This is a genomic window from Acidovorax sp. 99, from assembly GCF_003096455.1.
GTDB classification, from domain to species: domain Bacteria; phylum Pseudomonadota; class Gammaproteobacteria; order Burkholderiales; family Burkholderiaceae_C; genus Acidovorax; species Acidovorax delafieldii.
Genome location: NZ_QEKU01000001.1, coordinates 4,817,549 through 4,839,520 on the forward strand (window position 1 = coordinate 4,817,549; position 21,972 = coordinate 4,839,520).

Below are 21,972 nucleotides of genomic sequence, written 5' to 3' on the forward strand. Positions count from 1 at the left end.
AAAAAGACTTTGAACAGGTTCTGAGAGCCTGCGGCCAGCGCAGGAGACCCAATGGGCCCCAAAGGCGCGTCCGCCCTGGCGGCCTACAGCGGCTGCACCGCTCCCATGTCAGGCCGCTCCAGCCACTCGCGCCACTCGTCCACCAGCTGCTGGCTGGCACGCGTGGCCGCGAGCCACGCCTGGGCCCGGGCACGGCTGTCCGTGCCGTAGTGGGTGAAATCATTGCGGTCGGGCAGCTTGGCGTTGGGCAAGCGGCGCACCCAGTCCGGGTCGGGCGACAGCACCACCATGTTGTCAAGCGCGGACGTGGCCTTGTGGCGCCACTTCAGCCCCTTGTCCAGCCAGCCCGGCACCACGCGGTGCTGGAAGTGGGGGTAGAGCACGATGCCGCCAGCACCCGCGCGCAGCGGCTCGACCGCAGTTTTTGAGTCTTTTTCGCCGGAAGCGCTAGTACTCATTGCCTGAGCAGCTATCAATTCAGAAGCGCCACCGTTCGGCAGCCCATAGGCAAGATGCAGGTGGTAGTCGGTGATGCCACCGTCCCAGTAGGCGCCCCGGGGTGCGCCTGGGATGTTGTGCACGGCCTGCAAGACAAACGGGATCGAGCAGCTGGCCTGTAGCGCCTGCATGAAGTTGTCTGCGCTCAACCCCACCTGCCGGGTGCGGTAATCGGTCGTGGCAAAAGGCAAGGCGGCGCCTGACGAGGAAAACACCACCCGCTCCAGCCAGGCCCCCATCGCCTTGCGGTGCACGGTGTTGGTCACGAAGGCCCCCAGATACCCCAGCGGCGTACCCAGCGCATGCTCCCGCCCCAGCACATGGCGGCCCCGTGACGTGACGATGTGCAGGCGGTAGCGGGGGTGGCTGAGCACTTCCTGCACCCGCCCGCCATAGAAGGCCTCCAGGTTCTGGCCGAACCGCTCGCTCACATGGGCGGCCGTGGGGCGCTTTTTGCCGGGTGGCAGCTCGTAGTCCTGGTGGATGTAGTCGTGCTCCAGCCGCTCAAAAGCCGCCACCGATTGCTGCAGGCAGGCCGTGGCCATGCGCCAGGCGCCAATCGAGGCGCCCACCAGGTGCACGGGCTGATCGGAGCGCGGCAGCCACTCCCCAAAAATGAACCGGTCCATCGGCCCCAGGATCAGTCCCTTGGGACCGCCAGCCGCTGCCGGGATTACGCCCACGTCAGCGGGCCGCAGGCCCTGTTGTTCCAGGTGTTGGCGGGCGCGGGGGCCAGCATGGATGCGCAGTGCTTTCATGGCGCTGATTGTCGCAAAGCGGCTGGGGCAGCACCGTCAGCCCCTAGACCTTGCCCAGCAGCGCTCTCCCCTGGCAACCGCCTGCCCCGGCACCCTGCTGCTAGACGATGAAGTCCGCCGCCGCATCCGGTCGGGCGGTCCAGTCAATGGGGTCTTGCTGCAGCACCATGTCGATGTCGAGCCCCAGGGCCAGCCCCACTTCGCCAGGGAAGGACACGGCCAGCTCTTTTTCGTTCAGCTCGGCCTCGCGGGCGCGGGCGCGCCAGGCGGCCAGGTGGATGACGCCCGCCAGGGGTTCGTAGACCTTGTTGTCAAACGGTGCATGCTGGTGCTGCAGGGCGTCAATCACCACCTCGGGCAGTTGCCAGCGGCGCGCGTAGCCCGCAGTGACCTGGCCGTAGCTGTAGCCAAAGATGCGCTGCTCGATCTTGTCGCGGCGCAGGTCAAACGGCGCCACGAGGGTGTTGACCGACTGGGCCTTCTCAGGGTCGGCCAGGTGGATCACCAGCTCGCCCAGGGCATGCAGCAAACCGGCGGTATACGCCGCGATCTGGTTGTGGTGGACGATGCCCGCCAGCGAGCGCGCGAGCTTGGCGGTGTTGAGGCTGTAGCGCCAAAACTGCTGCATGTTGACCCCGGGCACCGAGCGTGACGTAGTGCCCAGCGGAGCCGAGGTGACCAGCGTGCGCAGCTGTGCAGTGCCCAGCAGCGCCAGCGCCTCTGGGATACCCGCAATCTGCCCGGGCAGCTGGAAGGTGGGGGAATTGGCCAACTCCAGCAGGCGCGCGGCCAGGGCCGGGTCGGTGCCAAACAGCTGATTCAGGCGCCGCAGGCTGGGCTCAGCGTGGGCCAGCTCGCTCATCAGCAACGCCACGGCGCGCGGAAGGCTGGGCAGTGCCACAGGTTGGGCCAGCAGTGCGTTCAACTCCATGGGGTACGGCGCCGGTGGTTGGTTCAGGTGCTGGCGATTATGGGCCCCTGCACGGCCAAAAAACCACCGGCGGCACAGCGGGCTGCGTCAGCGGCCTTTGGCCTGTTGCAACTTCGCAAATGCCGACGCCATGGCCGACTGCTGCACAGGCTCGGGCCCACGGCGCTGGGGCTGTGCATAGCCACGGCCTGCGCCCTCAAAGCGGTTGTCACGGGGTGCGCCCCGGTCACCGCCCTGGCGTGGTGGTGCGGCGTCCAGCTTCATCGACAGGCCAATGCGCTTGCGCTCCACGTCCACTTCCATGACCTTGACCTTGACGATGTCGCCGGTCTTGACCACCTCGCGGGCGTCGTTCACGAACTTGTGCGCCAGCTGGCTCACATGCACCAGACCGTCCTGGTGCACGCCCAGGTCCACAAAGGCGCCGAACTGGGCCACGTTGCTCACCGTGCCCTCCAGGATCATGCCTTCCTTCAGGTCCTTGATGTCTTCCACGCCGTCATTGAAGCGCGCCACCTTGAAGTCCGGGCGCGGATCGCGGCCGGGCTTTTCCAGCTCGGCCAGGATGTCCTTGACGGTGATCACGCCAAACTTTTCGTTGGCGAACAGTTCGGGCTTCAGGGTCTTTAGCATGTCGGCCCGGCCCATCAACTCGGCCACCGGCTTGCCGGTCTTTTCCATGATCTGCTCGACCACCGGGTAGGTCTCGGGGTGCACGCCCGTCATGTCCAGGGGGTTGTCACCGCCGCGAATGCGCAAGAAGCCAGCGCTCTGTTCAAAGGTCTTGGCGCCCAGGCCCGCCACTTCCATCAACTGCTTGCGGCTCTTGAACGCGCCATTGGCTTCGCGCCAGCGCACCACGGCCTTGGCCACGCTGCCCGACAGGCCCGACACGCGGGAGAGCAGCGGCACGCTGGCCGTGTTCAGGTCCACACCCACAGAGTTCACGCAGTCTTCCACTACCGTTCCCAGCGTGCGGGCCAGCTCGCTCTGGTTCACGTCGTGCTGGTACTGACCCACGCCGATGCTCTTGGGGTCGATCTTGACCAACTCGGCCAGCGGGTCTTGCAGGCGGCGGGCAATGGAGGCGGCGCCGCGCAGGCTCACGTCCACATCGGGCATCTCTTGCGATGCGTATTCGCTGGCGGAATACACCGAGGCACCCGCCTCGCTCACCACCACCTTCTCGATGGCGCGGTCGGCCTTGGCGGCCATCTTGATCAGATCGGCGGCCAGTTTGTCCGTCTCGCGGCTGGCCGTGCCATTGCCAATCGCAATCAGGTTCACGCCGTGTTTTTCCACGAGCTTGGCCAGCGTGAACAACGAGCCATCCCAGTCGCGCTTGGGCTCGTGCGGGTACACCGTGGCGGTCTCCACCAGCTTGCCGGTGGCGTCCACCACGGCCACCTTCACGCCGGTGCGGATGCCGGGGTCCAGCCCCATCACTACGCGCGGGCCGGCCGGTGCGGCCAACAGCAGGTCGCGCAGGTTGTCGGCAAACACCTTGATCGCCACCTTCTCGGCCTCGTCGCGCAGGCGGGCAAACAGGTCGCGCTCGGTAGAGAGGCTCAGCTTCACGCGCCAGGTCCAGGCCACGCACTTGCGGATCAGATCGTCCGCCTTGCGGCCCTGGTGGCTCCAGCCCAGGTGCAGGGCGATCTTGCCTTCGGCCAGGCTGGGCTTGCCGGGCTCGGGCTCCACCGGCAGTACCAACTTGGCTTCCAGAATCTCCAGCCCACGCCCGCGGAACACCGCCAGCGCACGGTGCGAGGGCACGCGGCCGATGGGCTCGTCGTAGTCAAAGTAGTCGCGGAACTTGGAGACCTCGGGGTCGTTCTCGTTCTTGCTGTCCACCTTCTTGCTGCGCAGCAGGCCCTCGGCCCACAACCACTCGCGCAGGTTTTGCACCAGCGCCGGGTCTTCGGCCCAGCGCTCGCTCAGGATGTCCCGCACGCCGTCGAGCACGGCAGGCACGGTGGAGAAATCGGCACCGGGCTTGCCATCATCCAGCACTTCGGGCGGCTTGGTAAACGCGGCGGCCTCCACGGCGGGGTCCAGCGTGGGGTCGGCAAACAGCTTGTCGGCCAGCGGCTCAATACCGAACTCGCGCGCAATCTGCCCCTTGGTGCGGCGCTTTTGCTTGAAGGGCAGGTAGATGTCTTCCAGCTCCTGCTTGGTGGGCGCGGCGGCAATGGCGGCACGCAGCGCGTCGGTCAGCTTGCCTTGTTCGTCAATCGCCTTGAGCACGGCCACACGGCGGTCTTCCAGTTCGCGCAGATAGGACAGTCGCGCCTCCAGTTCGCGCAGCTGAATGTCGTCTAGCCCGCCCGTTACTTCCTTGCGATAGCGCGCAATGAAGGGCACCGTGGCACCGCCATCCAGCAGCTCCACCGCTGCGCGCACCTGTTGTTCACTGACTTTGATTTCTGCGGCCAACTGCCGAACGATCTGCTGCATGGGTGTGGCGGACTCTCTGAGACTCGGTCAAACAAAAAAGCGAAGCGCGCGAGTTTGCCACAGGCGGTTTTGGCAGCCCTTAGACCGCTCGGCGGATTGTTCCCAATACTGGAATAGTTAGTTTGCGACTGAGTGGTTTTTCCCTGAACACCATCGGCGTACAGTTCATCCCATCGATGAGCCGAACCCGCAAGGCGACTCACCGAACCCGGTTCAGGAATGGTTTTTGACCCGGCTTTTTTGAGACGCTTTTTAAGTTTTTTTAAGGATTTTCATCATGAACAAGACCGCCCGTTTCCTCTCCGTCGCCGCTGTTGCCGCTTTCGCCGCCTTTGGCGCCCATGCTGACGAAGCCGATGGCTCGCAATTTGCTCTGAAGTTCGACACGAACCGCACCCGCGCTGAAGTGCAAGCCGAAGCTGTAGTGGAAGCCAAGACCCACAACATGGAACCCGCAGGCTCGCGTGTGGTGACCTACAAGTCCACCGCTGACCGCGCTGCCGTGCGTGCACAGGCTGCCGAAGCCGTGCGCACCGGCCAGATCCCTTCGGGCGAATTCAGCGCCATGTAATTTGGCAGACCAACTGCTTGGGTTGGATTGAAGCAGTTGCGGGACTTCCCAGGGTGGTGGCACTTCGCGCGGTGCGGGTGCTGCTGCCATGGGGAGTGTTAACTGAACCGCAGGGGCGGGCAGGCAAAAAGGGCTCCCTTTGGGAGCCCTTTTTGTTGGGTGTGACCCGTCCTACCCGGCGTTGACACATGGACCTTTCAAAAAGGGCATGTGTCATGGAATCAAGTGTCAAACGCACGCAGCGCGACTACACACTGGCCTTTAAGTTGGCGGTGGTGGAGCAGGTGGAAAAAGGCGAGCTCACGTACAAACAGGCGCAGCAGCGCTACGGTATCCAGGGCCGCTCGACGGTTCTGGTCTGGCTGCGCAAGCACGGTCGCCTGGGCTGGAGTCCTGCGGCATCATCTGCAGCCATGCCGATAGACAAGAAGAACACTGGGGCTCTCACGCCCGAGCAGCAGATCAAGGCCCTGCAGGTGCAGCTCGCACAGGCGCAGGAGAAGGCCAGGCTATTCGAAGCCGTCATCGACGTGCTGCGCAAGGACTACGGGGTGCGCGTCGTAAAAAAGCCTTTGGGCAAGTCCTCGCGCAAAACCTTGTCACAGGGTTGAGCGTGAAGAGGGCTTGCCAGCACATGGGCCATAGCCGGCAGGCGTATTACCAGGGCAGGCGCCGCCAGGCCGATCGCCTCGCGAACGCGCAGGCGGTGGTGGAGTTGGTGCGCGAGCAGCGCATGCGTCGGCCACGCATCGGCACGCGTAAGCTGCACTACCTGCTGCAGGAGCCGCTGCAGCGCTGAGGCATCGACTTGGGCCGCGATGCAATGTTCGACGTCCTGCGCAACGCCAGGCTGCTGGTGGCGCCCCGGCGGGCGTACCACAAGACAACAGACAGTCACCACCGCTTCCGGCGCCATCCGAACCTGCTCAAAGCCGGGCCACAGCAGGTTCGCGCCAGCGCCAGCGAACAGGTCTGGGTGGCTGACATCACCTACCTGCCCACACACGGCAAGTTTGTTTACCTGAGCCTGGTCACGGATGCTTATTCCAGAAAGATCGTCGGCTGGCACGTGCATGAGAGCCTGCAGACCGAGGAGGTGGCGCAGGCCATGAAGATGGCGCTATCGGGGCGACAGAGCAGTCGGCAGCTGGTGCACCACTCCGACAGGGGTATCCAGTACTGCTCGACGTATTACCAGGCCCTGCACAAGCGCCATGGCGTGATCTGCTCGATGACGGACGGCTACGACTGCTACCAGAACGCGCTGGCCGAGCGGGTCAACGGCATTCTGAAGACCGAGCTCTTGTTGCAGCGCCCTGCGGATCTCGCCCAGGCCAGACGCATGGTCGAGCAGTCAGTCGACATCTATAACTGCGAGCGACCTCATCTGTCGCTGAAAATGCAAACGCCCGATGCAGTGCATCGGGCGTCATTAGTCGGATAGTCCGGCTGGAGTTTTAAACCGTCCTGGGTGTCAACGCTATTCAGGACGGGTCATGGGCCGCATGGACTTGCAGGTGGCCACACGCTCGGCACGGTCAGCCCTTCATAGAATGAAAGACTGTTCGCACGCCGCTTCATGTCCCTCCCACCTTTCCCCATCCGTACCGAATGCCCCCCTGGCACCTGCGTGTGCGACCGGGAGGCGTTGCTGCAAGCACCGGGGGGAGATCTGCGCATCCTGATGCTCACGCGCAGCGAAGAAAAGAAGATGCTGGAGCGCCTGGAGAACCTGGGCAGTCTTGCCGACCTGCGCAGGATGCAGGAGCGCATGGAGCAGCAACTGGGCATCCGCCTGTCCATCACCCAAAGCCCGAACGAGGTGCGCAGCCTGCGGGGCATTGCGATCCTGGTGCACGAACAGCCGGGCCTGTGCCGCAAGACACGGCAGGCCATCCCGGCTGCCATCAAGAAAAGCATGGACACCCACCCCCAGATCACGTTTGACCTGCTGGACGAGAGCGGGCTGTTTGGCAGCTCGTAGCGCAGACTGCCCCGCCGTACCGCGCCAAACCGCCCCACAGCAGCGCATGCAAGACGATCTTTTTGGCGACACACTGCCCAAGCCTCCGTCGGCAGACATGCCGGCCAACGGGCCATCGGCGCCATCACCCACGCAAGGCACTGAGTCCACGGCACGGCGTACCCGGTCTGGCACGGTGGCCCCGATTGTTCCGGACGATGCTCTGGAAGCCTTGGCTGCTGCCCTGCCCCGCCAGTTGCGCCTGGGCACTTCGTCATGGACCTACCCCGGCTGGAAAGGCCTGGTGTGGGAGGGCGAGCATTCCGACACGCAGCTGTCCAAACAGGGGCTGGCCGTGTACGCCCAGCACCCGCTGATGCGCACGGTGAGCATCGACCGCAGCTTCTACCGGCCGCTCACGGTGAGCCAATACGAGCGCTATGCGTCGCAGGTGCCCGACGACTTCCGGTTTGTGGTCAAAGCGCCCAGCGTGGTGACGGATGCACTGGTGCGCAGCGAAGACGGACGCGGCCGCCAGCCCAACCCGGCGTTCCTCAGCCCCGAGCTGGCCCGCAGCGAATGTGTGGAGCCGGCGCTCCAGGGCCTGGGCCACAAGCTGGGCGCGCTGGTATTCCAGCTCAGCCCCCTGCCGCTGGCGCAGCTGGATCGCATGCCCGCCTTGCTGGATCGCCTGCGTGCCATGCTGCTGGCCCTGCCCCCGCTGGCACCACTGGCGCCCGATGGGGTGATTGCCGTGGAGGTGCGCGACCCAGAGTGGCTGACGCCCGACTTTGCGGCCGTGCTGCGTGAAGCGGGCGCCACCTATTGCCTGGGGCTGCATGCCAAGATGCCGCCGCTCCCCGACCAACTGCCCCTGCTGCGTGCTCTGTGGCCTAGCCCGCTGGTGTGCCGCTGGAACCTGAACCCTGTGCACGGCCCCTACGGCTATGAAGAGGCCGAGCGGATGTACGAACCCTACGACCGCCTGCACCACCCGGACCTGGACACCCGGGCGGCACTGGCCGCAGTGATCGCAGGCATCACAGGCCGTGGACAGAACGCCTTCGTGACCATCAGCAACCATGCCGAAGGCTGTGCGCCGCTCACGGTGCGGGGCGTGGCGGAAGAATTCGCTCGGCTGGCGGCCAGGTAAAACCCGACCCACCCCGCTTTATTGCTCCGGCGCCTGCTCGATGCGGTTGCGGCCGCCTTGCTTGGCACGGTACATCGCGCGGTCCGCGCGGCGTACCAGCTCTTCGGCCAACTGCTCGCGCTGTGGCGCCATGGTGGCCACGCCGAAGCTCACCGTCACGATGCCCCACGGCGCACCCTCGTGCGGCAAGGCCAGCGCCCGGATGGCTTGCTGGATGTGCTGGGCCATCTCCAGGGCGACCCGGGCATCGGCGCCGGGCAGCAGCACCACAAACTCCTCGCCGCCAAAGCGCGCCACCAGGTCACCGTCGCGCCGTCCCCCGGTCTGTGCCAGCGTCAGGGCCAGGGATTTCAGGCAGGCATCGCCCGCCAGATGGCCGTAGTGGTCATTGAAGTGCTTGAACACATCCACGTCCAGCATGATCAGCGACAGCGGTCCGTGGGCCCGTTGTGCGCGAGCCCATTCATGGGCCAAGGTCTGGTCAAAATGGCGGCGGTTGGCGATACCGGTCAGGCCGTCGGTGTTGCTGAGCAGCTGCAGCTGGTTGTTGGCCTGGGCCAGTGCCTGGGTGCGCTCATCCACCAACGTCTGCAGCTCCTGGTTGCGCTGCTGTAGGCGGCTGACGGGGTACACCTCGCCGTCTCGGGCCAGTCCATACGGGATGGAGATGCTGCTGTGCGCAATCTTCCAGTCATCGCCCTCCTGCCGGAAGACGAGCACCAAGCGGGCGGTCTCGCTGGCAAACAGCGGGTCGGGGTTGGGCAGGTGGATGTGGAAAAACGCGGTCACGGCCAGCACATCGGCCCCCAGTTCCTGCGGGAACAGGTCCAGCACCTCGATGCCGATGCGCCCGGGCACCTGCGCAAAGTCGGTCTGCGTGATGTCCACCCATTCGCTGCGGGTTTTGATGAGCTTGTCGCTGCTGCCCGCAAAGCCGCTGAAGTTCTCGCTGAAGCGATCCACCAGCCGGGCATCGCGTCCGGCATACATCTCGATGTACTCGTCGAACAGCATGCGGATGAGCCGTTGGCGTTCTGGTGACATGGGACGGTTCCTTGGCGGGGACGGAAGGTGCTGGGCAACGGCCTGAAGCGCTGTGCAAAGGCGCTGCGCCCGCGGCAGCTAACGCGTCAAACAAATGTAACACCTGCAACATTGACCTTGCCAGCGCTGCCTACCACGTTTATGTGCGCTGCCAGACGGTACACGCCCCTTGCAGCAAGCAGACTCTGGCACTGGCAAATCACTGTTCAGATGCCTTGGCTGGCCCGCCAACCGCTTGACCTGGTGAGGCAGGCACACCGGAGCGGCGTCGGTGTTGTGGCTCACACCGTCTTCGTGCCGCGAGGCGGAAACACCTGATGAATCGTATGGACAGCAACCAAAGACCATGGGAGTGGGGCAAGGCCCTGGCGGCCACTTGGCCCACAGCAGAACAAGTCCAGCGCTGGAAGCTGTGGCTGCGTTCGCTGCAAGTGAAGTGGGCACCGGGCTCCAGCACCCAGCACGGCCGGCTGTGGATGGCGCCCCCATCGCATGCCAATCAAAACCTGGGCGAGCCCAGTGTGAGCACCTGTGTGGCAGCCATGCAGCAGATGCTGCAGGTAATGGCGCGTGAAGCCGCAGAACGCCACGCCCTGGAGCGCACCATGGAAGGCACTCAGGCGGCACTGACCCAGGCGCTGGCCGATTTGGACCGCGTGCGCAACGGTGAGCGCCTGGCGCGACACCAGGCGCTGCACGACGAGTTGACCAACCTGCCCAACCGGCGCCATCTGCTACTGCGCCTGGAAGACTTGCTGGACCAAAGGCACTCCCTGCAACCCGGACCGACGGTGTTGTTCATCGACCTCGACAACTTCAAGACCGTGAACGACACCCACGGTCACGGCGTGGGCGACGAGGTATTGCGCATCACAGCCGCGCGACTGAACGCCGCTGTGCGCCATGGCGACCTGGTGGTGCGCCTGGGTGGCGATGAGTTTGCCTGCCTGCTCCGAGGTGTGGCGGACGAAGCGCCGCTACACCAGTTGTGCGCCAAGCTGCTGCAGGCGGTGTGTTGCCCCATGAAGATTGGCCACCTGCAACTGCTGGTGCGCCCCAGCATCGGGGTGGCCATCTGCCCCCAGCATGGCACTCAGGCAGACGCCCTGCTGGCCTGTGCCGACGCAGCGATGTATGCCGCCAAGCGCGAACGATGCGGGTATGCGTTTGGAAAAACGGAAGGTACCGACATCGCAGACCGCCCGGACCAGCACCCTTGAGCTGGAGGCCCTGGCTTGCGGCAGGCCTCAGCCTGTCGTCGCAGCCCGCAACGGCTGCTCACACCTGGGTGGGTACGGTTACGAACAGACAAACACGCCACGGGGGCACACAGTGAAGACACGGCCAACCCCGCTTGGGCGACCGGGCTCTTCCAGGGAATCTTTCACCATGCGCCACCCGACACTTCAGCGTCACCGACAGCCGCTGCCCGCCGCCCTTTCTGCGCTGATGATGGCGCTTGCACTGCTGCCGCTGCAGGGCTGCAAGCGCAGCGATATGGTGACCGAGTGGGCACCCGCCAGCCCGTCGCCGGTGGCCTACCTGGAAGACGGCGTGATCACTTCGCGGGTGCGGGCCGCACTCATCCTGTCACCCGTAGTCAATAGCTACAACATCCGTGTGGAATCGCACCAGGGCGTGGTGCTGCTCAGCGGCATGGCCGCAGACCCCACGCAGATCGACCTGGCTGTGTTTGTGGCGCAAACCGTGTCCGGTGTGAAATCGGTGGACAGTTTCATGTTCTCCAATGGCACCGCGCCGGCTCTGGCAGTACGCCAAGGCCACACGCCGGACCTGCAGGCGCTGCGCGCCAAGCGGTTGCTGGCTCCCGTACCCAGCCAGCTCTACCAGGAACGCCACGCCCCAACGGGTGCCGACGAGCACTCCGCCCCCGCCAGTGCAGTGCATGCCGATTCCACTCTGCCCCCACCCATTCCGGCGCCTGAATCTCCCAATGTCATGCAACCACAGGGCATGCCCCGCGCCAACCGCTGGGTGACGATTGCCCACAGCGTGCTGGGCATTCGCAGCATTCAAGACGATCTGCAGATCAAACCGTGAATGAGAAGTCACCCCAGTACCCGCAGTCCTTAGCCAGAACTCCGGCGAGCTACGGGCTGCTGTATTTCATCAACCGACGATAGATGGCCTTGTCCGCTGCGTAGCAACTGCAGGCCTCGGCCTCCAACGCTTTGCGGTTGAGCACGGTGAGTTCACCCCGCTGGTAGGTGATCAGGCCCGCATCCTGAAAGTGCCCCGCCGCCTCCGTCACTCCCACGCGGCGCACGCCCAGCATCAGTGCCATGAACTCTTGCGTGAGGTGAAAGGAGTCCGACAACGATCGGTCCTGGCTCATCAACAGCCAGCGCGCCAGGCGGGGGGCAATGAGGTGATAGCGCTGGCACGCTGCAGCCAGCGTCTGCTGGTGCAGTCGCGCCAGCAGGCAGGCCTGAATCAAGGCCTCCAATTCGGGAATCGCGTCGATTTGCGCACGCAACTGTTTGGCGCCAATGCGCCAGCTAGACCCAGCGCCCTGCACCAAGGCCCGCCACGGCGTGGCCGCGAGCCCCAGAATCAGCTCCGAGCCCAGCATGGCCTCTGACCCCACCATCCCCACTTCCAGCGGGGGGTGGCTGTCCACATCAATGACCAGCGACAAAAAACCTTCGGTCGGGAAATGGGCATGCGCCAATGGTCGGCCGCGGGTGCTCAGTTCGGCTGACAGTACCAGCTCAAAGGGCTCGCAATGCTGCAGCAAACGCTCGCGCGCCGCAGTCGGCAGTTGCTGAAGAAGGGTGTTGTCTTTGCTTTGCATTGCGGGGCCTTGGGCTGCTGTCCGCACTGCACGGGAGTGCAGCGCCAGGACCCCTGCGCAATGCCTTGCCTTGCGCAAGGTGGAGCCCAGTGTGGGTGGCTTTGCGCGGTGCGACTGTCTGCCAGCGCACACAGGGTGCAGGCCCTGTGCGACGTCTTCATCCCGCAGGATCAGAGGGGGACCACTTCACATTGTCTGCCAGGTCGGCGCCCCTAGCTCGCTACGACCAATGGCAGCAGTCGGTCGTATTCCTTTTTGACCACCTCATAGCACTCGCAAGTGCGGCGCTCCAGCCCCGGGCGGTCCAGCACGTTGATGTGCCCGCGCGCATAGCTGATGAGGCCCGACCGCTGCAGCTTGAGTGCGGCCTCGGTCACCCCTTCGCGCCGCACGCCCAGCATGTTGGCGATCAACTCTTGCGTCATGATCAATTGGTTGCTGGGCAAGCGGTCCAGGCTCAGCAGCAGCCAGCGGCACAGCTGCTGGTCCAGCGAGTGGTGGCGGTTGCACACGGCGGTTTGTGCCATCTGGGTGATGAGTGCCTGCGTGTAGCGCAGCAACAGGTGCATGACCGGTCCTGCATGTTCAAACTCGGATTTGATGACGTCCGCACGCAGCCGAAATCCCGCCCCAGCACTTTGCACCACTGCCCGGCTGGGCGTGGTTCCACCGCCCATGAAGATCGATATGCCCACCAAGCCCTCGTAGCCCACCACCGCGATCTCCGCCGACGCGCCATCCTCCAGCACATACAGCAGCGACACGATGGCACTGGTGGGGAAATACACGTGCGGCATGGCCGCGCCCGATTCGTACAGCACCTGTCCCAGCGCCAGCTCCACAGGTTCCAGCAATGGCAGCCAGCGCTGCAGGTCTGGCTCAGGCAAGGCTGCCAGCAGCTGGTTTTGAAGGGGGATATTGGAGCGTTTGATGGTGGCACCTTGGTGTATCGCGGTGCTGGGCCCCTGCGGCCCTGCCTGCCGCCTGGGCATGCCGCAAGTTTGTTGCAGCGCGCCGAACAAGGTCTGTACGGTATCGTACATACACACAATTACCAAATGCTGGATGTCAAGGTGCACCAAGGCCCCACAAAAGATGCACTCTGCGCATGCCCTACCCAGGGAACGGAATCACAAAACACTGGCCATCGGGCCCGTCACCCCAGCGTAGCCGCTCGCCCACCTGCAACCATCGGGCATCCGGTGGGACGTTCGACGGCAAGACCGCTGAGGCTCCTGCGGCAACGCGCACCAGCACAAACCGCAGCGTGCGCCCTGAACGCACCAGCGTCAGCTCTGAACCCGGCCAGTGTGACGGCAGACAAGGCGTGAAGAACAGCTCTTGCGCCCGCATCTGCAGCCCCACGATGGACTCCACCGCTGCGCGGTGCAGCCAGCCTGCTGCTCCGGTGTACCAGCTCCAGCCGCCGCGCCCCACATAGGGCGGCTGGCTGTAGATGTCAGCCGCCATCACATAGGGCTCCACGGCGTACACCGCCCCCCACACCGGGTGCTGGGCCCGGTGCGCCGGACTCAGGTAGGTGAAGTAACGGTAAGGCACATCGAACGCACCGGGGTGCTCAGGCTTCTGCAGCGCCAGTTCTGCAGCGGCCATCAGCGCCCATACGCCGCCATGGGCATACTGCCCGCCGTTCTCGCGCACGCCGGGCGGGTAGGCCTGGATGTAGCCCGCGCTGGGTGATGCATGGCGCAGCGGGGGCGCCAGCAGCTGGATCAAGCCTGCTGCGGGGTTGACCAGATGCGCCTCGACCGCGTCCATGGCCTGGCGCTGCCGCGCAGGCTTTGCTGCGCCCGAGAGCACCGCCCAGGCCTGCGCGATGAGGTCAATGCGACCTTCGTCCCGCGTGTGGCTGCCCAGGGCCGTGCCATCGTCAAAAAAGGCGCGCTGGTACCAGTCACCGTCCCACGCCTGGTTTTCCAGTGCCACGCGCCAGCCGGTCAGGGCAGCGTCCCAGCGCTGCACCCGATCCAGATCGCCCCGATCGCGGGAGATCGGAATCCAGTCGGTGACGATGGCGCACAGGAACCACGCCAACCACACCGATTCGCCGCGCCCACCGTCGCCCACGCGGTTCATGCCGTCGTTCCAGTCGCCGCCGCCCATCAGCGGCAGGCCGTGTGCGCCGGTGCGCAGGCTGCGGTCTATGGTGCGGGCGGCATGCTCGTACACGCTGGCCGTGGTGGTGCTGGCGCTGGGCGATTCGTAGATGTCTTCCGCCCCGTCGGGGATCGCAGAACCTTCAAGGAACGCCACCTGCTCCTGCAGCAAACCGTGGTCTGCAGTGCGTTCCAGGTAATGCGCGCAGGCAAAGGGCAACCACAACAGGTCATCCGAGAAATGGGTGCGCACCCCGGCCCCGCCCGGCGTGTGCCACCAATGCTGCACATCGCCCGCTTCAAACTGGCGCGATGCGCACAGCACGATCTGCGCGCGCAAGGTGCCCGGCTGCGCCCAGGCCAGCGCCATGGCATCCTGCAACTGGTCGCGGTAGCCCGTGGCACCGCCCGCCTGGTAAAAGCCCGCTTTGGCAAACAGGCGTGAAGACACCGTCTGGTACAGCAGCCAGCGGTTGACCAGCACATCAAACAGTGGATCGGGCGTGGCCACCTGCGTCGCGCCCAGCAGCAGATTCCACTGGTCGAGGGTGGCCTTCTCTCGCGTGCGGGCCGCAACGGCCATTGCCTGGGCACCCAGCGTGCGTGCCGCAGCCTCGGTGGGGGCGTAGCCCATCAGGTACACGCGCTCGAACACCGCCCCTGCCCGCAAGGTCACCAATCGCGACAGGGCTGCACAGGGGTCCAGCCCAAACCCGCTGCGCTGCCCCAGCTGCAGGGGTACCACCAGATCGCCCTGGGCATCGAAGAACTCGCGGCGGTCGCACGTCCAGTCCAGGCTGTCGTTGGCACGGTCGTCCGTGCCCGGCCCAGCCGAGGCCTCGCAGAAAAAGGCCGTGCCCCCGCCCAAGCCCGCAGCCGCCTCGGTCTGCGTGCACAACAGGCCCAGCAAGCGGCCGTCGGGCAGCGGTGCAAAACACGGTGCGGTGGCCAGCGTGGCGCGGTCGCTGCGCTTTTCACCCATCATCCACTCCACCATGCCCACCAGGCGCAAGTGCTCGCGCCGGTTGCCCAGATTGCGCACCTGCACAAACACCTGTTTGATGGCCGTGATGGGGTCCACGCACCAGCGCACCTCCACCTCCAGCGCGCCTCTGCGGTGGCGGATGGTGGTGCTGCCCTGGGCGTGCTCCACGCCGTACACCACATCGGCAGCGCCCCAGGCCGAGGGGGTCAGGCTCCACACCCCGCGCGTGCGGCGGTCCTGCAGCAGCAGCCATTCGGCAGGCGGGTCGGCCACCGGGTCGTTCGACCACGCGGTGAGCTGGTTCAAGCGGCTGTTGAGCGCCCAGGTGTTGCCCGCGCCAGTTTCCGACACCATGGCCCCCAGCTGGGCATTGGCCAGCACATTGACCCAAGGTTTGGCAGGCCGCAGCGCTGCCGACACATCAAACCCAAAGGTGCCGGTCACCGGTGCAAAACCGCCCACCGGCGCGGGCACCTGGGCGCTGCCCTGGTGCGTGGGCACTTCGTCCGTGGCGCCACCGCGCCAAGGGCTGGCCATCGAGACGCCATGGGCCGCCACCCAGGCCCTTACCTGGTGCATGAGCGCATGGCCGTCGGCCTGCAGGGTGATGCGGGCCAGGCTCACCAAGGTGCCCAGCTGCGCAGCCGACAGCTCATCGAGCCGTAGCACCCGCAGGCTGGTCACCGCCGGGCCGTTGTGTGTGGCCAGGTCGGCATCGTGGTGCTCACGCAGCAGCGTCAGCTCGCGCTGCAAGGGCATGTGGTACGAGTGGGATTCACTGCTGAGCACCACCAGGTCGCAGGCCACGCCGCCATGCGACCATTCGCGCAGTGCCTGCGCCAGCGTGCGCAGCAGGCCCATGCCCTGGGGCGATCCGGCCATCACCAGCACAATGGGCCGGTCACCCGACAGGCCCAGTTGCCACAGCGTGCGCCGGTCACACACGGGACGGGCGGCCTGGGCCTCGGTCAGCACACCCAGGTGGGTGCTGTGGACCTTGGGCAGCGTGAACACCAGCGCCGTGGTCAGTGCCTGCAGCGCGGGTAGGTAATCGCGGTGCGGGCGGTGCGATGCCCACTGGATGCTGGCGAGCGTGGCCGACATGGCCGATGCCCGCTCCAGATAGCTGGGCTGGCGGTATTTGTCGATGATGGCCAGCAGCGTGGCCGGGTCTGGCGATGCCGCCGTGGCAAACGTGACACAGGCCTGCGCGCCGGGCGCAATGCGCAGCATCACGCCCGTGGCGGCTACGGGGTCCAAGCCCGTGTCCAGCGTGGCGGGCACCTCCGGCACACAGTCCAGCATCGCCAACGGCTGGCCTGGCGTGTGGTTGCGCCCCAGCCAGAGCTGCCGGTCAGTCTGGCAACGCAGGCCCAGCACATGACCTTGGGTATCGGCCACAAAGTGTGCAGCCTGCAGCGTGGCCTCGGTCTGCAGGCGGGGGGTGCGCATAAACCGCAGGGCCTGCTGTGCAGGCAGCCAATCGGCGGCAATGAAAAGGTTGGAGAACGCCGGGTGCGCCTCGTAGGCCGCGTGGGTGGCCAGGGTGATGTCCAGGGCCGAGATCAGCTCCAGTTCGATCACTTCATCGCCCAGGTTGCTCACCACCACCTTGCGCAGTTCAATGTCGTCTTCCGGGCTCAACCACACGGTGGTGTGCACGCGCAGCCCCGGCCACAGCGCATCAAAACACACGCGGTCGGTGTGGAAGATGCTGCCGTACACCGCTCGCGCGTCGGGAGCGGGGTGGCTGGTGACGGACACGGGCACGCTGGAGCCCATCTGCCGCACATACAGAAAGCTGCCATGTGCATCCCGCAGCGCATCATCGCGCCAGCGGGTGATACCCGTCTGGTGCCAGCGGCTCCACCCTGCCCCGTTGGCGCGCAGTGTGACGCTGTAGCGCCCGTTGCCCAGTAAGTGTGTGGGCTCCAGCGCGTGGGCGCCAGGGGTGACGTTGCGCACATGGTCGGGCGTCTTTTGCTGGCGCGCATGCAGCGGCAGACGCGGCGGTGTCGCCTGCAAGGTGGGCAGTTCGCGCGGGGCGCGCTCCTGCAGCAACGGCAGTACGGCCTCGATGCGGGCATGCGCCCTGCCCCAGCACTGGGCCACGCCGCTGAGCAGCACATTGGCCAGCGCCACGATGGTCATGCCCTGGTGGTGGGCCATGTAGGTGCTGACCAGGGTAAACCGCTCGCCGTGGGTCTGCCGTTCGGGCGTGAAGTCCAATGCCTCGTAGAAGCCGTAGCGCCCACGCGCCGACAGTGCTTCCAGGGTGCGGAAGTTGGCGCAGGCTGCGCGGGCATCCACCTGCGTGGCCAGCGCCGTGGCATAGGGCGCAATCACCATCTCGCCCACCGGCGTGCGGCGCAAGGCCAGGCGCGGCACGCCCTGCGGCGCGTACTGGTACGCCAGGGTGTGGTCGCGCCCAGCATAGGCGCATTCAGAAATGCCCCAGGGCATATCTTTGCCCAACCCCTGCACCAGCGCCACCTGCTCGCGCAGGGCCGACCGTCCGGCTTCGCCCAGTGCGCTGTGATACGGCTCAGCCATGACCAGCGTGGGCATCAGGTACTCGAACATCGAGCCCGACCACGAGCGCAGCACCGCATGGTGGCCGCTCGCAAAAAACGGCCGCCCCAGGGCCGCCCAGTGTTTCACCGGCAGGTCGCCCTTGGCCACGGCCAGCAGGCTGGTGGTGCGCGACTCGGACGCGAGCAGGTCATAAAACGAGGTGTCCAACTGTTGCTCGTCCACCCGGTAGCCAATGTGCAGCAGGTGCCGCCGGGGGTGGTACAGAAACCGGAAGTCGGCCTGCCAGGCCAGGGCGTCCAGCCCCTCGGCCAGGGCCATGAGGCGGCGCGTGGTCTCGGGTGCGCCGCCGTGGTGTGCTGCTTGCTGGTCACGGTCCACCGACTGCAGTGTGGCCAGGTGGTCGGCCAGCAGCCACAGCAGTTCGTCCTGTTCCGTCGGCGGGCTGTGCACGATGGCCGGGTGGCGTGGCTGGGCCATGCTGCGCAGTTCGTCCTGCGCCTGCGCCAGCAGCGCGCGAAACGCCGTGGCCTCGGGCAGATGCGCTGCGTCTGGCGGGCGCATGCCAAGCAGGCGGCTCAGCGCAGAAGGGTGGTGCAACCCGCGCATGCCTGGGTGGTGGATGCCCAGCCGGGGCTGCAGCCGCGCCAGCGATGCGCGGATGGCCTCCTCGCCCGCGTGCGGCGACAGCGGCTGCGCCGCCAGCGCATGGCAGGCCTGCGCCACGGCCACCAGGTGGGCGCAGAGGTTGCCGCTGTCCACCGTGGACACATAACGCGGGTGCAGAGGCTGCAGGGTTTCGGTGTCGTACCAGTTCAGAAAGTGGCCTTGGTGCCGCTCCATGGCCTGCAGGGTCACGAGGGTGGCTTCGAGCCGGTCGAGCAGCTCCAGCGTGCCGATCCAGCCGAACTGGCGCGCACAACTGGCGCTCAAAAGGTACAGCCCGATGTTGGTGGGCGAGGTACGGTGCGCCACCATTTCATACGGGGCGGTCTGCAGGTTGTCGGGCGGCAGGTGATGGTTGGAGGCATCCACACAGCGCTCGAACAATCGCCAGGTGTCTCGCGCCACCCCGTGCAGCAGGTCCTGGTCTTGTACCGACAAGGTTGGGTTGCCCAGGCCAGACGGAACGCGGTTGGCCAGCCACACCAGCAGCGGCGACAGCGCCCACAGCGTCAGCAGCGGCCCCACCAAAGTCCAAGGTGCCAAGGTTCCACCGGCCCACAGTGCCAGGCCACAGCCCAGCGCCAGCAAGGGTGCCGCCTTGTGTCTGCGCAGCGTGGCCGCCAGGCCTGTGATCAGGCTGCTCTGCGCGGCCTCGGCCGTGGTCCACTCCAGCAGGTGCCAGCGGCTCACGGCCTGCCGGTGCACGGTGCGCACCACGGCATCGCCCAGCAGCAGCGCTTGCTGCGGCAGCAGGGCCAGGTGCCACACACCACTGGCCAGGGCGCGCAACAGGTCGCCCGATGCTTCGTGCACAAAGCGCATGCCGACCAGCCCAAAGCGGCTGGGCACCCAGCCCGCCAGTGCCCCCATCAAGGGCGCAGCCACATAGGCCGCCACCACCAGCGCCAGCGTGCTGGCCAAAGGCAGGCCCAGCCCCGCCAGGGCCAGCACCACCAGTACCAGCGATGCGGGCGCCACGAGCGAGCGGCGCAGGTTGTCCAGCAGCTTCCAGCGGTTGATGGACGGAAGGCCCCAGCGCTGGGCCTGGGCCAGAAAGGGCCACAGCTGCCAGTCGCCCCGCGTCCAGCGGTGCAGGCGGGAGGCTGCGGTGTCACTGTGTTCGGGCTCCGCCTCCACCAGCGTCACATCGCTCACCACGGCGCAGCGTGCCAGCGCACCTTCGAGCAGGTCGTGGCTCAGCACCTGGTCGGCTGGCAGGCGCCCGCCCAGCACGGCGTGCACGGTGGCCACATGCAGCAGGCCCTTGCCGGTGAAACTGCCTTCGGCAAAAAAATCCTGGTAGACGTCGGAGGTCATTGCACTATACGGGTCCAGCCCCTGCTGGCCCGCAAACAGCCATTGCCACAACGAGGTGGTGGCAGCGGTGGGCAGTGGCGCCAGCACCCGGGGCTGCAGGATGCCGTAGCCCTGAACCACGCGCTGGCCTGTGGCATCCAGCCGAGGTTGATTCTCGGGGTGCTCGGCCACGCCCACCAGGCTGCGCAGGCGGCCAGGGGGCAGTTGCGTATCGCTGTCCAGCGTGAGCACATAGCGGGTCTGCGGTGCGAGGTGCGAGAGTTCGTCCAGGTCCAGGAAGGCGCCCTGCCCCCCGGTGGCGAGTGCGGCCACCAGCTGTTCGAGCTTGCCGCGCTTGCGCTCCCAGCCGATCCACTGCTGCTGCGTAGGGCTGTAGGTGCGCGCGCGGTGCAGCAGCACAAAACGCGGGGCACTGCCTGGAGTGACGGGGTGCTGCTGATTCAGGGCCTGCATCTGGCTCTGGGCATCGGCCAGCAGCGGGCCGTCTTCGGGCAGGTCTTGCACATCGGCATCCACACCGTCGGTCAGCAGCGCAAATTGCGCACAGGGCTCGGGGTTGGCCAGGTAATGCAGGTGCAGGCGGTGCACCAGCCGGTCGATGGTGCCGGTGCTGCTGAGCAGGGCCGGGATCGCCACCAGCACACGTGCCGATACCGGAATGCCCGCTGGCAGCAGGTAGCGGGGCATGTAGGTGGGCCGGACGGATTCGCCAATGAGCCGGTTGACCACGGCCACCACGATCTCGGACACGGGCAGCAGCAACAAGGCGGCGACCAGCGCCAGGCCCGCAAGATGGGCTGCGCTGGTATCGGGCCCCGCCTGCACACCCCACAGGGGCGCCATCAGCCAGGCCAGCAGACCGAGCGAGCCCAGCAGCAATGCGCCCAGGTACAACGGCACACGCGACAGACCCACCGCAGAACGCCACAGGGCCACCGCGTCGGTGGTATGTCGGCGCACGCCCAGGGCATGCTCCAGCTGGCCGCGCCCGGCGCCTTGCAGCCAATAGCCTGCCAACGCCTGTTCAGCCCCAGTCCCATCCTGAGGCTCACGGTCTGCGCCCGACATCAGCAACAGCAGCGTCCGCGCCACCGCGGCCTCGCCCTGCCCGCTGCGGGCTGACAGGTTTTCGATGCCATGCAAGGTGGTGTTGCGGGTGGACTCGTCCTCGGCCGCAAACACGGGCGACTGCAGCATGGCGCGCAGCACCAGGCTGGTCTGGCTGATGATGTCGGACCAGTCGGCAGCGCCCACCCGCCGCAGTGCGGTAACGGCATTGCCCATGCTCAGCTGGTCGGCGGCCTGGTTAATCTGCTGCTGGGCCTGCAACGCCACCAGGTCGGGCACCGCGGACAACAACCACTGCTGCACGGGCGATGGCGTGCCTGCAGCGGCATGCCCGCCCACCACGCCGCGCCCCATCATCGACTGCGCCAGGTGGGCAAGGAACACCGGGGCCACGCCACGCCGCTCCATGGCGGCGCAGGCAGCATCCAGTGTCAGCCCGTTCAGGTCCTGGCTGCGGGCGGCGCACAGGCTGGCCAGCTCCTGCGCGGCCTTGTGGCTGGCCAGGCGCTCTGCCAGGCGGCGCAGGTTTTCGATGAGCACCACGCGCAGCGTGGTGGGCAACGCCCACAGCTCGCCCTGGCTCAGCTCGCGGGTCTCCTGGTAAGCGTTCAGGTACTGTACGAGCAGCGATTCATCGAACGCACTGTCGGTATGGGCCACAAACGACCAGGCCACACCGTACACACGCGGCAGGCCCACCAGCGGGGCGTCTTTGAGCACGGGCAGCGAGCGGTAGTAACGCGGCGGCAGCCCGGCCCGGATCTCCTTGAGCTGGCTTTCGATCAGGTGGAAGTTGTCAAACAGCCATTCAGCGGCGGGGCTGATCGCATGCTCGTCATGCGGTGCGTCAAACAGGTAGCGGTACGCGCCCCGCAGCGCGCGGATGTTGCTCTGCAGACGCGGGTAAAACGTGGTGCGGCCAAAGGGCGCCTTGCCTGCGTCGTGGGAGGAACCGAGGTGCCGGCCATGCTCTTCGAAGCGGGCCACGCCAAACACTTCGGCCCGCAGGGGCTCCAGCACCGGGCCTGCCCGGGCATCGAGCATGCGGTCCATCGCGGAGGGAACCCAGGGCCATGGTGTGCGTAAGCCCATGCGCG

At 66.3% G+C, this 21,972-nt stretch carries 12 protein-coding genes and 1 pseudogene; 6 read left to right on the top strand and 7 right to left on the bottom strand.

What is annotated here, in order from left to right:
* Window positions 1-83 precede the first annotated feature (83 nt).
* From C8C95_RS22130 to C8C95_RS22140, 3 genes are all read right to left on the bottom strand, one after another.
* The gene (locus C8C95_RS22130; protein WP_116750011.1) at window positions 84-1,256 is read right to left on the bottom strand and encodes a patatin-like phospholipase family protein; all 1,173 of its coding nucleotides are present in this window, start codon (window positions 1,254-1,256) and stop codon (window positions 84-86) included.
* 100 nt (window positions 1,257-1,356) lie between these two features.
* Window positions 1,357-2,187 carry an HDOD domain-containing protein gene (locus C8C95_RS22135; protein ID WP_116750012.1) on the bottom strand — a complete coding sequence of 277 codons (831 nt, stop codon included), beginning with the start codon at window positions 2,185-2,187 and terminating at the stop codon, window positions 1,357-1,359.
* Window positions 2,188-2,274: 87 nt separating this feature from the next.
* Window positions 2,275-4,644, bottom strand: a complete 2,370-nt coding sequence (locus C8C95_RS22140; RefSeq protein ID WP_116750013.1) for a Tex family protein — start codon at window positions 4,642-4,644, stop codon at window positions 2,275-2,277.
* Window positions 4,645-4,921: 277 nt separating this feature from the next.
* On the opposite strand from C8C95_RS22140, the gene C8C95_RS22145 reads away from it, so the two are divergent.
* The 4 genes and pseudogenes from C8C95_RS22145 (at window position 4,922) to C8C95_RS22160 (ending at window position 8,331) form a co-directional block, all read left to right on the top strand.
* Window positions 4,922-5,215, top strand: a complete 294-nt coding sequence (locus C8C95_RS22145) for a DUF4148 domain-containing protein (protein ID WP_015013846.1) — start codon at window positions 4,922-4,924, stop codon at window positions 5,213-5,215.
* Window positions 5,216-5,430: 215 nt separating this feature from the next.
* Window positions 5,431-6,659: pseudogene (locus tag C8C95_RS22150) on the top strand (IS3 family transposase).
* Between the two features lie 135 nt (window positions 6,660-6,794).
* Complete coding sequence (locus C8C95_RS22155; protein ID WP_056063453.1) at window positions 6,795-7,199, top strand: hypothetical protein; 405 nt, start codon at window positions 6,795-6,797, stop codon at window positions 7,197-7,199.
* Window positions 7,200-7,245: 46 nt separating this feature from the next.
* Entirely contained in the window at window positions 7,246-8,331 is a 1,086-nt protein-coding gene (locus C8C95_RS22160) for a DUF72 domain-containing protein (protein WP_116750014.1), read from the top strand.
* 18 nt (window positions 8,332-8,349) lie between these two features.
* Here the strand turns inward: C8C95_RS22160 and C8C95_RS22165 are convergent, their stop codons facing one another.
* The gene (locus tag C8C95_RS22165) at window positions 8,350-9,375 is read right to left on the bottom strand and encodes a diguanylate cyclase (protein ID WP_116750015.1); all 1,026 of its coding nucleotides are present in this window, start codon (window positions 9,373-9,375) and stop codon (window positions 8,350-8,352) included.
* A gap of 317 nt (window positions 9,376-9,692) precedes the next feature.
* Here C8C95_RS22165 and C8C95_RS22170 point away from each other — a divergent pair, with 317 nt between their 5' ends.
* Window positions 9,693-10,595: a GGDEF domain-containing protein gene (locus C8C95_RS22170; RefSeq protein WP_243415754.1), complete on the top strand. Its 903-nt coding sequence runs from the start codon at window positions 9,693-9,695 to the stop codon at window positions 10,593-10,595.
* Window positions 10,596-10,764: 169 nt separating this feature from the next.
* Window positions 10,765-11,436 (top strand): BON domain-containing protein, encoded by a 672-nt coding sequence (locus tag C8C95_RS22175; protein WP_116750017.1) that lies wholly within the window; start codon window positions 10,765-10,767, stop codon window positions 11,434-11,436.
* Window positions 11,437-11,485: 49 nt separating this feature from the next.
* Here C8C95_RS22175 and C8C95_RS22180 read toward each other — a convergent pair whose 3' ends face one another.
* The 3 genes from C8C95_RS22180 to C8C95_RS22190 all read right to left on the bottom strand — a co-directional run bounded on the left by C8C95_RS22180 (window position 11,486) and on the right by C8C95_RS22190 (window position 21,919).
* Window positions 11,486-12,190 carry a Crp/Fnr family transcriptional regulator gene (locus tag C8C95_RS22180; RefSeq protein ID WP_056746240.1) on the bottom strand — a complete coding sequence of 235 codons (705 nt, stop codon included), beginning with the start codon at window positions 12,188-12,190 and terminating at the stop codon, window positions 11,486-11,488.
* A 212-nt stretch (window positions 12,191-12,402) separates the two neighbouring features.
* A complete protein-coding gene (locus C8C95_RS22185) occupies window positions 12,403-13,077 on the bottom strand; it encodes a Crp/Fnr family transcriptional regulator (RefSeq protein ID WP_116750418.1) in 675 nt (224 codons plus the stop codon).
* Between the two features lie 226 nt (window positions 13,078-13,303).
* The gene (locus C8C95_RS22190; protein ID WP_116750419.1) at window positions 13,304-21,919 is read right to left on the bottom strand and encodes a glucoamylase family protein; all 8,616 of its coding nucleotides are present in this window, start codon (window positions 21,917-21,919) and stop codon (window positions 13,304-13,306) included.
* Window positions 21,920-21,972: the final 53 nt, after the last annotated feature.

What these genes read in the sequence shown, in the direction of transcription:
- C8C95_RS22130 (WP_116750011.1), bottom strand. Translation starts at nt 1,256, where the DNA reads ATGAAAGCACTGCGCATCCATGCTGGCCCCCGCGCCCGCCAACACCTG.
- C8C95_RS22135 (WP_116750012.1), bottom strand. Translation starts at nt 2,187, where the DNA reads ATGGAGTTGAACGCACTGCTGGCCCAACCTGTGGCACTGCCCAGCCTT.
- C8C95_RS22140 (WP_116750013.1), bottom strand. Translation starts at nt 4,644, where the DNA reads ATGCAGCAGATCGTTCGGCAGTTGGCCGCAGAAATCAAAGTCAGTGAA.
- C8C95_RS22145 (WP_015013846.1), top strand. Translation starts at nt 4,922, where the DNA reads ATGAACAAGACCGCCCGTTTCCTCTCCGTCGCCGCTGTTGCCGCTTTC.
- C8C95_RS22155 (WP_056063453.1), top strand. Translation starts at nt 6,795, where the DNA reads ATGTCCCTCCCACCTTTCCCCATCCGTACCGAATGCCCCCCTGGCACC.
- C8C95_RS22160 (WP_116750014.1), top strand. Translation starts at nt 7,246, where the DNA reads ATGCAAGACGATCTTTTTGGCGACACACTGCCCAAGCCTCCGTCGGCA.
- C8C95_RS22165 (WP_116750015.1), bottom strand. Translation starts at nt 9,375, where the DNA reads ATGTCACCAGAACGCCAACGGCTCATCCGCATGCTGTTCGACGAGTAC.
- C8C95_RS22170 (WP_243415754.1), top strand. Translation starts at nt 9,693, where the DNA reads ATGAATCGTATGGACAGCAACCAAAGACCATGGGAGTGGGGCAAGGCC.
- C8C95_RS22175 (WP_116750017.1), top strand. Translation starts at nt 10,765, where the DNA reads ATGCGCCACCCGACACTTCAGCGTCACCGACAGCCGCTGCCCGCCGCC.
- C8C95_RS22180 (WP_056746240.1), bottom strand. Translation starts at nt 12,190, where the DNA reads ATGCAAAGCAAAGACAACACCCTTCTTCAGCAACTGCCGACTGCGGCG.
- C8C95_RS22190 (WP_116750419.1), bottom strand. Translation starts at nt 21,919, where the DNA reads ATGCTCGATGCCCGGGCAGGCCCGGTGCTGGAGCCCCTGCGGGCCGAA.